The 12208-nt window shown below is 64.9% G+C and carries 10 protein-coding genes; 9 read left to right on the forward strand and 1 reads right to left on the reverse strand.

All coding sequences use genetic code 11. The annotated features are described in order from the left end of the window. Positions 1-138 precede the first annotated feature (138 nt). The 9 genes from C454_RS01415 to C454_RS01455 all read left to right on the forward strand — a co-directional run bounded on the left by C454_RS01415 (position 139) and on the right by C454_RS01455 (position 10871). Complete coding sequence (locus tag C454_RS01415; RefSeq protein WP_004971856.1) at positions 139-1428, forward strand: sensor histidine kinase; 1290 nt, start codon at positions 139-141, stop codon at positions 1426-1428. A gap of 101 nt (positions 1429-1529) precedes the next feature. Next, a complete protein-coding gene (rdfA, locus tag C454_RS01420) occupies positions 1530-2171 on the forward strand; it encodes a rod-determining factor RdfA (protein WP_004971857.1) in 642 nt (213 codons plus the stop codon). Positions 2172-2375: 204 nt separating this feature from the next. Then, positions 2376-4319 (forward strand): archaea-specific SMC-related protein, encoded by a 1944-nt coding sequence (locus C454_RS01425; protein WP_004971858.1) that lies wholly within the window; start codon positions 2376-2378, stop codon positions 4317-4319. A gap of 570 nt (positions 4320-4889) precedes the next feature. After that, on the forward strand, positions 4890-5663 hold the full coding sequence (locus C454_RS01430; protein ID WP_008096797.1) for an IclR family transcriptional regulator: 774 nt from the start codon (positions 4890-4892) through the stop codon (positions 5661-5663). Between the two features lie 196 nt (positions 5664-5859). Beyond that, positions 5860-6813, forward strand: coding sequence for a mannonate dehydratase (locus C454_RS01435; protein WP_231608335.1), 954 nt, complete (start codon positions 5860-5862; stop codon positions 6811-6813). Between the two features lie 169 nt (positions 6814-6982). Continuing rightward, positions 6983-8053, forward strand: a complete 1071-nt coding sequence (locus C454_RS01440) for a TRAP transporter substrate-binding protein (protein ID WP_239639873.1) — start codon at positions 6983-6985, stop codon at positions 8051-8053. Positions 8054-8078: 25 nt separating this feature from the next. After that, entirely contained in the window at positions 8079-8630 is a 552-nt protein-coding gene (locus C454_RS01445) for a TRAP transporter small permease (protein ID WP_004971867.1), read from the forward strand. 48 nt (positions 8631-8678) lie between these two features. Then, complete coding sequence (locus C454_RS01450; RefSeq protein WP_004971870.1) at positions 8679-9977, forward strand: TRAP transporter large permease; 1299 nt, start codon at positions 8679-8681, stop codon at positions 9975-9977. A gap of 126 nt (positions 9978-10103) precedes the next feature. Beyond that, positions 10104-10871 (forward strand): SDR family NAD(P)-dependent oxidoreductase, encoded by a 768-nt coding sequence (locus C454_RS01455; protein ID WP_004971873.1) that lies wholly within the window; start codon positions 10104-10106, stop codon positions 10869-10871. Here the strand turns inward: C454_RS01455 and C454_RS01460 are convergent. Next, on the reverse strand, positions 10866-11906 hold the full coding sequence (locus tag C454_RS01460) for an NAD(P)-dependent alcohol dehydrogenase (RefSeq protein ID WP_004971875.1): 1041 nt from the start codon (positions 11904-11906) through the stop codon (positions 10866-10868). The two genes, C454_RS01455 and C454_RS01460, sit on opposite strands and share 6 nt — an antisense overlap. Between the last annotated feature and the right edge of the window lie 302 nt (positions 11907-12208).

Genomic DNA, 12208 nt, shown 5'->3' on the forward strand with positions numbered 1-12208 from the left:
TGCAGCTACCGAACGGAAAGTGAGGCAGACAATCCACATAGCAACCACTTCGTCGGTCATCGCCGTCAACGAGAGTATGCGAACGAGACAGAAGCCGGCGGTCGTCCGCGGGAGACGCTCGGGGCGAGGTGTCCCGAGATGAACTCCGAAGCTCGGGCGGAGAGCGTATCCGCCGACGAACCGGAATCGACGGGCGAGGAACCCACCGGAGCAGCACAGCGATACCTCCCGTGGGTAGTCGCCGTCGGGTCGGTTATCCCGGTCGGCGCGCAGGTCGTGGCGCTCCCGCCGGACCCGACGACGACGGCGCTCGACCTCGTCGGCGAGGGCGTCGTCGTCGCCGTCCTCTTCGCGTGCCTGTTCGTGGTCCGACGAGTACGCGACCCGTCCGTCTTCTACCCGCTTGCGGGCGGCGTCGCGGCCTCGTACTTGTTCGCGCTAACCGACTTCCTCGACGAGTTCGTCGAACAGCCCGTCTGGTTCAGCTATCTGTTCGAAGACGGCGCGCAGGCGGTCGGCGCGGCGCTCCTCGTGTTCGGCCTCTACCGGTGGACCGTCGCGCGACAGCGACGGGAGACCGAACTCCGCCAACAGCGCGAGCAGCTCGCCGTCCTCAACCGCGTCCTCCACCACGACATCCGAAACGACGCGCTGGTCATCCGCGGGTGGGCGTCGGTCGTGCGGAAGGAGGCGGGGTCGGCGGCCGACGAGCGACTGGAGAACATCGTCGCCGCGAGCAACGGCATCATCGACCTCACCGAGAGCACGGCGCAGTTCACCGACGTGCTCACCTCGGAGCGGACCGCCGACCTCGAACCGAAGCCGCTGGCCGAGACCATCGAGACGGAGCTTCGGAAGGTCCGCGCCGCGCACGACGCCGACGTGGTCGTCTCCGGAGACCTTCCCGAGGTGGACGTCCTCGCCCACAGCATGCTCTCCGCGGTCTTCCGAAACCTCCTCGTCACGGCCGTCGAGCGGGCGGACGCCGAACCTCCGCGAATCCGCTTGCGCGCCGAGCGCGGCGCGGAGACCGTGACCGTCCGCATCTCCGACGACGGCCCGCCGTTCCCGGAAGGCACCTTCCCGGACGCGGGCGAGACCGTCGCGGGCTCTCCCGAGTCTCGGTCCGGTCTCTCGCTCGTCGCCGCGCTCGTCGAGCAGTTCGACGGAACCGTCGCGGTCGAAAACGACCCCGATGGCGGTGTCACCGTCGCCGTCAGGCTCAAGCTCGCCGGACACGCCGCGACCTCCCCCGCCGACCGAGTCGCCGAGGGGCTCAGTGACACCGAGTCGTCTCCCTCGGCGTCGCACCCGGTGGCGGGCGTCGACGCGGACGACCGAGACGACTTCGCCGCCGTGCACTCGGACCGCGAATCGCCGGCCGGTCGGGGGGCGTCGACCGGCCGCGGCGACGCCGCTAACTACTGACGCCCCGTCTCGACTTCGCCTTTGTACCCTCTTTGACCTTCCCCGGTATCGCGTCTCACAGCGCGTCAAGCATATGTGTACTCCCCGAATAGCAGTCGGTAGTGAGCGACCCACACGACTCCCCGGGTGGAAAGCGCGGCCCCGAGAGCAAGGTCAGCCGACTGCTCCGCGAGCGCGGTCTCGACGGGTTCGGCGCGGAGCTCGAACGGCGCTGGACCGCCGAGGCGGACGCGCGGTCGAGTCTCCGTGACCTCGCCGACGCGTTCAACCGACGGTTCCTCCGCGCGGCGCTCGACGAACGGAACGAGCGCGTCATCGACGGCGAGGTCGAGAACCTGTACCGTGTGCTCACCGACGACGGCGTTTCGAGTGGGGCGCGAACGGAGGCGGTCCGCCGACTCGAACGCGCCGGCGTCGACGTAGAGCGACTCGAAGCCGATTTCGTCTCGCACCGGGCGATGCGGACGTATCTCACCTCGTACCGCGGCGTGACGCCGCCGTCGGGGACCGACCGCGACGACGGTAATCTCCGCGCGCGCCGGTCCCAGACCATTCGACGCCTGCTGGGTCGCGTCGAGCGCGTCACCGACAAGTCGCTGTCCGACCTCGCGGCCGCCGACGAACTCGACTTCGCTCCCGACGCCGCCGAGGTGTACGTCGACGTTCGCGTCCACTGCCCGGGCTGTAACTCCCAGTACACGGTCGAAGACCTCATCGACCGGGGCGGCTGCGACTGCGAGTAGTCCGGTTCGCGCGCTCCGAACCGCGGTATCGAGCGACCGGTGACGACCGAACTCTCGCGAGTCCTCGGGTCGAAAAGCGTTCCATCGACAGCTGTGGAACGAGTTCGTGGCGCTCGGGACAAGAAACACGTTCCAATGATAGCGTTGGAACGAGTTTTGGAAGCGTCACCAACTGTTTTCACGGACCCCCGTGTCGAACATCGTATGGCCACGACGAACGGACCAGCCCGCCTGACCGTCGCGCGATTCGCCGGTCTCGACGACGCGACCGTCGAGTTCGAGCCCGGCGTCTCCGTCGTCGCGGGACGGAACGAGGCCGACCGAACACCGCTCCTGTGGGGTCTCGCGGCCGCGCTGGGAAGCGATGAACCCCCGTTTGAGGAGAGCGCTGACGGCGGCCGGGTCGAACTCGCCGTCGAGAGCGAGGTGTACACGCGGGCGTTCGTGAGGGAGGGAGACCGCGTCGTCGCGTCCGGCGACCCGTATCTCGAAGACTCGACGACCGCGGACCTGTTCGCGTTCCTGCTCGGCTCCAACGAGGCCCGGCAGGCGGTGACCGGCGACCGCGACCTGCGGGAGTTCGTCACGCACTCGGTCGATACCGACGCCGTCAGCGAGGAAATCGCCGACCTCCGCGCCGAGCGCGCCGAGTTAGACGACCGAATCGCGGAGCTGTCCGCGCTCGAATCCGAGCGCCCGCAACTCCGCGAGCGCCGCGACGAACTCGACGCGGCCGTCGAGCGCTTGGAAGCCGAGTTGGCGGACCGACGAGAAGCGCTCGCTCGCATCGAGCCGTCGGCGGTCGACCCCGACGCTGACGCGCGGAGGGAAACCGACACCGACGCGCCGGACGCGGAGGCGCGAGCGGACCGATTACGGGAGTTGAACGCGGCGCTCGACGACGCCAAGTTCGAACTCGAAGCCGAGCGGGAGTCGCTCGACGCGCTCGACGCCGAACTCGACGAAGTCGAATCGGAACTCGCGTCGTGCCCCACCGACCCCGCCGGCGAACTCGACGACCTGACCGACGAGCTCTCCGAGTCGCGCGAGAGAAAACGACGGTTAGACGCGGACATCACCGACGTTCAGCGAACGTTACGGTTCAACGAGCAGTTCCTCACGTCGGGGGTATCGCCCGTCGCCGCGAGCGCGGGCGAAGAGGGCGGGCCCGACGACGCCGACCGGGTCGTCTGCTGGACGTGCGGGACCTCGGTCCCCGAAGCGAGCATCGAATCGACGCTCGACCAACTCCGGACGCTCCGCGACGACCGTCGCGAGGAGCGCGCCGAACTCACCGAGCGTCTCGAACGACTGCAAGAACGCCGGTCGGAACTCGAAGACCAGCGACGACGGCGACGCGACCTCGAAACACGGCGCGAGGAGTTACGCCGCGAGCGCGCCGAGCGCCGGGCGCGAGTCGAGGACCTCGAAGCCCGACGCGACGACCTCGAATCGGGCATCGCCGACCTGAGACGCGACGCCGGGACCGCGGAGGCGGACGACCGCGCCGCGGTCCTCGCCGCCCACCGGGAGGTCAACCGGGTCGAGTTCGAGTTGGAACGGCGACGCGAGGAGCGCGCCGCCGTCGTCGACGACCTCGATTCCCTCGAAGCCCAACTCGACCGGCGGGCGGACCTCGAAGCGCGGCAGGACGGAATCGACGACCGAATCGGCGAGCTTCGCGGTCGTATCGAACGGCTCGAACGCGCGGCCGTCTCGGCGTTCAACGACCGAATGGCGGACGTTCTCGACGCCCTCGAATACGACCGCCTCGCCCGTTTCTGGATCGAGCGACGGAGCGACGGAGATTCCCTCGATGACGCGGGCGCGACTCCCGCGGGGCGGTTCGTCCCGCACATCGAGCGCCGGACGGACGATGGCACCGTCTACGAGGACGTTATCGACCACCTCCCGACCTCCGAGCGCGAGCTTATCGGTCTCGTGTTCGCCGTCGCCGGCTACCTCGTCCACGAGGTGTCCGACGAGGTCCCGTTCTTCGTTCTCGACTCGGTCGAGGCCATCGACGCCGAGCACGTTCGCAGGCTCCTCGCCTACGTCGGTCGGGATGCCGACTACGTCGTCGTCGGCCTGTCCGGCGAGAACGAGCGGGGCCTCCCGGACTCGTACCGACGACTTCGGGCACCGTGACCCCGAGTTGCGGTCCGAAACGACCCTCCCGTGACAGACGTAGCTCTGTAATCGCAACCGCTGAAACCGAATTGTTCGAGGAGATGCCCGAACCCACCCCGGGGTTACACGGGTAGGCCTGTTATGCACGACAGATTCCAGTCGAAGTGACGTCGCAGAGACGGACGTGTGGCCGGGACGCGAGCGGCGGAGTTCGCGTGTCCCGTCGGCTCGTTTCGTGCTGGTGAACCCGTCCGAAACCGGAATCGTCGACGGAGCCGGGTTGTTCGCGACGGACTGCGATTCTACTAATAGTAGAGTCAAGTGACGTGAACGAGCGCCTCTGTTCTCGGTGTGCCGCGTGAGCACACGTGTCTAGTTGAACGGGAATCGAATCTTTCGTGGCGAATCACTCAGCGATTCGGATTAATTATGAACATTCGTCAATCACCAGAGAGCCACCCCACGGTATCGGTACGACGGAAGCGAGGGCAAACCCGCGTGCGACGGCGTCGGCCGCGGTAGCTCCCGACTCCGTGGGACGTTTCCACCATCAGTAGAATTTATCTGTCCCGCTCCGAAAGGCGAACTATGGCACCTAACGAAAGCGAAGGCGGCGGCAAGCGCGTGAAGGCGGTCATGCGCTCGTACCGGGTAATCGGCGTTCTGCGAGAGCAAGGAACGGTGCGGATTAACGACGTCGCGGACGCGCTCGGGGTGCCGACCAGTACCGCGCACGTGCATCTGAAAACCCTCGAGGCGGCGGGGTACGTCGTCAAGGACGAACACGGGTACCGACTCGGCCTTCGGTTCCTCCGCGACGGAAGCATCACCCGGGGGCGCTTGGACGTGTACGGCGCGTCGCGGTCCGAAATCAAGGACCTCGCGGAGTCGACCGGCGAGGTGGCGAATCTCGGCGTCGAGGAGAACGGACAGCGGGTCATCGTCTACCAGGCCGAGGGCGACAAGGCGGTGTACGACAACGCGCCGATCGGCGAGTTCACCCACATGCATTGGACCGCGCTCGGAAAGGCGATTCTCGCGGAACTCCCCGGCGAGCGGGTGACCGAAATCGTCGACGAGTACGGGCTCCCGACGAAGACCGACCACACGATCAGCGACCGGGACGCGCTCCTCGAAGAACTCGAGACGATACGGGAGCGGGGGTACGCGCTCGAAGACGAAGAGCGGAGAGACGGGATTCGGTCCATCGCGGTTCCGCTGGTCAGCGACGGGTCGGTCATCGGCGCGGTGTCGCTTTCCGGACCGAAAGAGCGGTTCAACGACGACCGAATCGTGGACGAACTGTTCCCGGCGCTCAGAGACCGGAAGAACGTCATCGAGGTCAAGTACGCGTACGACTGAGCGCCGTCTCCCGGTCGTTTCATCGATTCGGACGAAGTCGGTCCACCATGAGTGGATTGGAATCTCACGAAGATACGTTATGGTTTCGAAACTGGCTGTAGAGTGGCTCTAGGGGACGATTCGGTGGTTCACCGGACGACGACGCCGACATCTGTGCGAAACGCTTTTACTTGGAGTGAGTCTGGGATGTGAGTGTATGAATCCAGCAGTGATGCTGCCTCCCTCCCCGGACAGACGGTGGACCCTCGCCAAGCAACTCGGCGTCGAAAGCGCCGTCGTACGGTTCTGGGGCGTCGACGACTGGTGGGAGTACGAGACGTTACTCGAAACCCGAAATCGGTTCGCAGACCACGGATTCTCACTGGACGTCGTCGAGGACCGCCCGCCCATGGAGCGAACGGTCCTCGGTCAGGAGGGTCGAGACGAGGAGATCGAGACGGTGAAACGACTGCTTCGGAACATGGGACGCCTCGGCATCGACGTGTACTGTTGGGTGTGGACCGAAAACCCCGTCGGCGTCCTCAGAACCTCCGATTCGATTCCGGACCGCGGTGACTCGCTCGTCACCGGGTACGACCACGAGTGGATGGAGCGCGCCGAGGACCACCCCGCGGCGGGCATCACCGAGGAAGAACTGTGGGACAACCTCCAGTACTTCCTGGACGAGGTCGTTCCGGTTGCCGAGGAGGCGGGCGTCAAGATGGCGCTCCACCCGGACGACCCGCCGGTCGAGGAGCTTCGGGGGGTTCCCCGCCTCGTCACGTCGCTCGAACGGTACGAGCGCGTCTTGGAACTCCACGAGAGCCCCAACCACGGCGTCACGTTCTGCCAGGGGAACTTCGCCGCGATGGGCGAAGACGTCCCGTCGGCGATTCGACGCCTCGGAGAGCGGATTCACTTCGTCCACTTCCGCGACGTCGAAGGGACGCCCGAGTCGTTCGTGGAGACGTGGCACGACGACGGGCCCACCGACATGGCGGCGGCGATGGAAGCGTACCAAGACATCGGCTTCGACGGGGCGATTCGCCCCGACCACGTCCCCAAGATGCTCGGCGAGGAGGACCGAGCGGAAGCCCACGCGGGGTACACCGACATGGGCCGGCTGTTCGCAATCGGCTACATGAAGGGCCTCATCGAACGCGGACAGTAACGCCGTAGCCCGACCGTCGGCCTCGCCTCGACTCGACCGGTGACTGCCGGCGACTGCGGCGAGTAGCGAGTCGCACTATCCAGAGCAGTTGACATCTATCCTATGATATATTATTAAAATGAATTATTGCGATAGATATAAGTACCAGTGTAGAATCGTTGTGAATGGTATGCGTAGACAAAGCCGACGGAGCTTCATGGAACAGCTCGGGCTACTCACTGGCACCGGGGCAATCGCATCGATGGCTGGCTGCATGGGCGGCGGTTCCGGCTCCGGAACCGACGGCACGACCGGTTCGGATGACTCAGACACCGATACGACGGAGAGCGGTGGCGGCGGTCAGAGCCAGTCGCTCATCATCGGGAGCGTCTTCCCCAGCGGGCACGTCATCAACGAGATGGCCAAGGAGTGGGCCTCTTCCGTCGAATCGGAGACCGAGGGGCGAGTGGCGATCACCATCGAAGAGTCCTTCGGTGGCGAAAAGGAGGTCATGGAACAGACGCAAATCGGCTCCATCGACGGGACCATCATCGGGACGCGCTGGGTCATCGACTACGACCCCAAGAACTTCTGGGTCGAGTCGCCGTTCGTCTTCGAGGGCTGGGAACAGCAGCGACGCGCCTTCCAGACGGAGTTCTTCGACGACGGCCGACAGCGTCTCCGCGAGCAGGGTAAACAGATGCTCGTGAACGAGCCGGTGTACCGCGGCTACCGACACACGTCCGGGAACAAGGCCTTCGAGACGCCCGAGGACATTCAGGGAACCAACCTGCGGGTGCCCGACCTCACTCCGTGGGTGAACATCTGGAGCGGCATCGGCGCGAGTCCGACCACCGTCGCCTTCGACGAACTCTACAGCGCGCTGCAGCAGGGCGTCGTCGACGCCCAAGAGAACCCCGCCGAGACCGTCCGGTCGTCCTCGCTGTACGAGGTGCAGGACTACTACACGCTGACCAAGCACCTCGCGTCGACGGGGTGGTTCACGCTCGGCACCCAGGCGCTGTCGGACATCTCCGACGAGGACCAGACGACGATGGTCGACTCGTTGACGTCGAGCATCCAAGAGCTCAGCAGCAGCATCGCTGAATCGGAGTCGCAGGCCATCGAAGCGCTGAAAGAACAGGGAATGAACGTGGTCGAACCCGACCGAGACGCGTGGTTAGAGGCGGCGAAAGAACCGCTCCAAACGCAGTTCGAGGAGAACTGGGAACCGTCGCTCGAAGAAGTGCGAAACATTTGAGCGGACGCTTACTCGTAGAGCACCCATGGAAGAAGTAAATCTCGCAACGAAACTCGGCCGGCTTTTCGACGGGTTGGTCACATCCATCGCGTTAGCACTCTACGTGCTGATGATACTCGTCGTCGGGTTACAGATTCTGACCCGCTGGGTCCTGGGTTCGATACTCGGGTCGAGTCTCCCGTGGACGGTCAATCTCTCGCAGATGCTGCTCGTGTACATCACGTTCTTCGGCGCGGCGGTCGCCAGTCGAAAGCGACAGCACATCTCGCTCGACCTCCTCGTCTCGCGGCTCTCCGACGGCGTCATCCGGGTGCTGACCGGTCTTCGGACGCTCCTCATCCTCGCGTTCGTCGGCGTCATGGTCTCGGGAGCGTACCCGCTGTACCTACAGAACCGGGGATTCGGGATGGGAGCGCTCCCGTCGCACCCGCCGTTCACCGAAGCGTGGCTGTACGTTCCCGCCGTCGTCGGCGGTGTCTGTATCGGTATCTACGCGCTTCGCGACCTGTGGCTCGTCGCCGTCGCGCCAGAAACGATCATCGAGGACATCAAAGGAGAAGACGAAAATGCAGAGTGAGCACCGCCTCCGCGCCGAGACGCGCCCGCTTCAGGGAGGGACCCGATAATGGCCGATGTCGTTCTGCTCGGGCTGTTCATCGGCGTTCTCCTCGTCCTGTACCTGTTCGAGGTTCCCGTCGTGTACGCGCTGGGGCTGACGAGTCTCATCCTCATGTGGACCACGTCGATTCCGTTCGAGCCGCTTCTGGTCGCCCAGACGATGGTCTCGGGGACCAACTCGTTCGTGCTGTTGGCGATTCCGCTGTTCCTCCAGACGGGGCTGTTGATGAACAAGCTCGGTCTGACGGACGTCATCTTCGACTTCGCGAAGGCCATCGTCGGCCCGATTCGCGGCGGGCTCGCCCACGTCAACATCGTCGCCAGTATCATCTTCTCCGGAATGACGGGGACCGCCGCGGCGGACGCCGCGGGCCTCGGCGCCATCGAGTACCGCGCGATGCGCGAGGAAGGATACGACCAGGGATTCAGCGTCGCCGTCACCGGGTCGTCGTCCATCATCGGCCCGATTATCCCGCCGAGCGTCCCGCTCATCATCTACGGGATTCTCGCGCAGGTCTCCATTGGCACGCTGTTCATCGCCGGACTCGTCCCGGGGCTGGTGATGGGCGTCGGACTGATGGCGCTGTGTAGTTTCTACGCCCATCGGAACGGCTACGAGAAGGGCGACTGGTGGTCGCTCGGCGAAATCGGCCGGACCTGTTACCGGGCGCTGCCCGCGCTCGGCACTCCGGCGCTCATCATCGGCGGGATTCTGGGCGGCTGGTTCACCGCGACCGAGGCGGGCGCAGTCGCGCTGTTCTACACGCTCATCATTGGGACCGTCTTCTACGACGGCCTCTCCCGTGAGGAACTCGTCGCGTCGTTCGACGAGGGGATGACCCACACCGCGACGCTCACGTTCATCGTCGCGGCGGCGTCCCTGTACGGCTTTCTCATCCGGCGCGCACAGCTCCCGGAGATTCTCGCACAGGCCATCACGGGCGTCTCGACGGACCCGCTCGTGCTCATGTTGCTCATCGCGGGCGTCCTGTTCATCGTCGGGCTGATGCTGGAGACGATTGCGGCGATAACCATCCTCACGCCGGTGTTCCTCCCCATCGTCGAGCAGACCGCAATCAGCCCGATTCACTTCGGCGTCGTGATGATCGTCACGCTGATGATCGGCCTGCTCACGCCGCCGTTCGGCGTCATCCTGTTCGTGCTCAACGCCGTCACCGGCGTCTCGCTCGAACGGATTACTCGGCACATGGTCCCGTTCTACCTGCCGCTTCTGTTGACCCTCCTGTCGATTATCGTCTTCCCGGAGCTCGTCCTCTGGCTGCCCCGCGCGATAGGGCTCGCCTGAGCGGCGCTCCAATTTCTTTTTACAGCGGCCACCGCCGGCGCGTAGACGACGGAACGGAAGCGGTTCGGTTCGTGAGTTCGTCTGCCGACCGCAAGAGTTAGCATGCCGTAGTCGGTGGAATCGGATATGGTGGAGACATCACCCACGGTTACCGTATCGGATAGCGCTGCGGTCGTCATCGGCGGCACGAGCGGCATCGGTCGGGCCATCGCGCTCGCCTTCGCCGACGACGGTGCCGACGTTGTGGCGACGAGTCGCAGCGCGGACGCCGTCGAGGAGACCGCCGAGGAGCTCCGCGACCGCGGCGCGAAGACGGCCGAAGTGACGTGCGACGTTCGAGACAACGAGTCGATAGAGAACCTCTACGAGGTCGCCAGCGACGCCATCGGCGACATCGACATCCTCGTGAACTCGGCGGGGTCGGTCGCGAGAGCGTCCGTCTCGGAGATGAGCGACGACCAGTGGAACCAAGACATCGACGTGAACCTGACGGGCGTCTTTCGGGCGTGCCGCGTCTTCGGCCGCGAGATGGAGTCCGGAAGTATCGTGAACATCTCCTCGATGTCCGCACGGCAGGCCCGCGAGGAGCGCCCGGCCTACTGCGCCGCGAAGAGCGGCGTGAACGGGCTCACGCGCGCCGCGTCGGCCGACCTCGCGCCCGACGTTCGCGTCAACGCCATCGAACCGGGGTTCGTCAAGACTCCGCTCGCGGGCGACGGCTTCAACGAGGGAACCGAACTGCGAGAGAAGATAGACGAGGGAACGCCGATGGAGCGCGTCGCGACGCCGGACGAAATCGCGGGCGCGGCCGTCTACCTCGCCAGCGACGCGGCGTCGTTCACGACGGGCGCGGTCATCACGGTCGACGGCGGCTACAACGACAACGCGTTATAACTCGTCGCTGACGCGGATTACGCCTTTTACTTCCTCGGGCTCGGCCGCGCGGTCGAAGGCGGCCTGCGTGTCCTCGAACGACGACTCGAAGGTCACGATACTGTCCACGTCGAACCGGCCCGTCTCGATTCCTTCGATGGCCTTCGGGTACGTGTTACTGAACCTGAACGACCCCTTCAGGTCGTACTCTTGGCCGATGGTCTCGACGATGTCGGTGGGGAACTCGGGTTCGAGGGGGATGCCGACGAAGACGACGGTGCCGCCGCGTTTGACGGCCTCGGTCGTCGTCTCGATGGCGCCGCCGAAGCCGGAGCTCTCGAGGACCACGTCGACGCCGCGTTCGTCGACGTGTTCGTGAATCGTCTCGACGGGGTCGGACTCCGTCACGTCGACCGCGTAGTCGACGCCGCGGGACTCGGCCAGTTCGAGCTTTTCGGGGACGACGTCGGTCAGGACGACCGTCTCGGCCCCGCGGGCCATCGCGACTTCCGAGACGAGCTGACCGATGGGGCCGCCGCCGGTGACCAACACCGTGTCACCGTCGGAGACGCCGCCGCGCTGACACGCGTGCATCGCGACGCTCAGGGGCTCCGCGAGCGCGCCCTCCCGGAGCGACACCGAGTCCGGAAGCGCGTACAGGTACTCGGCGGGCCACGCGACGTACTCGGTCAGCGCGCCCTCGACCGGCGGCGAAGACATGTACTCCATATCCTCACAGAGGTGGTAGGTGTCGTCGCCGGCGCAGTACTCGCACTCTCCGCACGGGAGACCGGGTTCGATTGCCACGCGGTCGTCGGGACCGACGCGGGAGACCTCGTCGCCTACCTCGACGACGGTACCGGCGGCCTCGTGACCGAGGACGTGTGGGAACTCGACGACGTTGCCCCCGTTTTCCCCGTGTTGGTAGTAGTGTAAGTCGGACCCGCAGATGCCGACGCGGTCGATTCGAACCAGGACTTCGTCGGGGGCGATTGTCGGGAGGTCTCGCTCGACAAGTGTGAATTCACTAACAGCTGTGAGCTCGCAGGTTCGCATGCTTGTACCGAAGAGAATTACGGTTATATTCCTTTTGCCGTGTGGGTCACGATGGTCGATGGCGTGGAGTGTATTCACCACGTTCGGCCGGTGGGCTCGCTCTCTTAGAGGATTGGTGACTGATTCAGACTAATCTTAGCATAGTTCTATGTGTGAGCACTACTACGAGCTCAGAATAATCTAAAATATTCGGATTATTTACATTACCAATAGTATACTCCGGGTTTGTGGGGTTAGAAATCACAAATGGGCACAGATTACATTCGAATATTATTATCCACAACAACACATCGAGAGTTCGG

Origin of the sequence: Haloferax gibbonsii ATCC 33959, assembly GCF_000336775.1 — an archaeon.
Taxonomy (GTDB): domain Archaea; phylum Halobacteriota; class Halobacteria; order Halobacteriales; family Haloferacaceae; genus Haloferax; species Haloferax gibbonsii.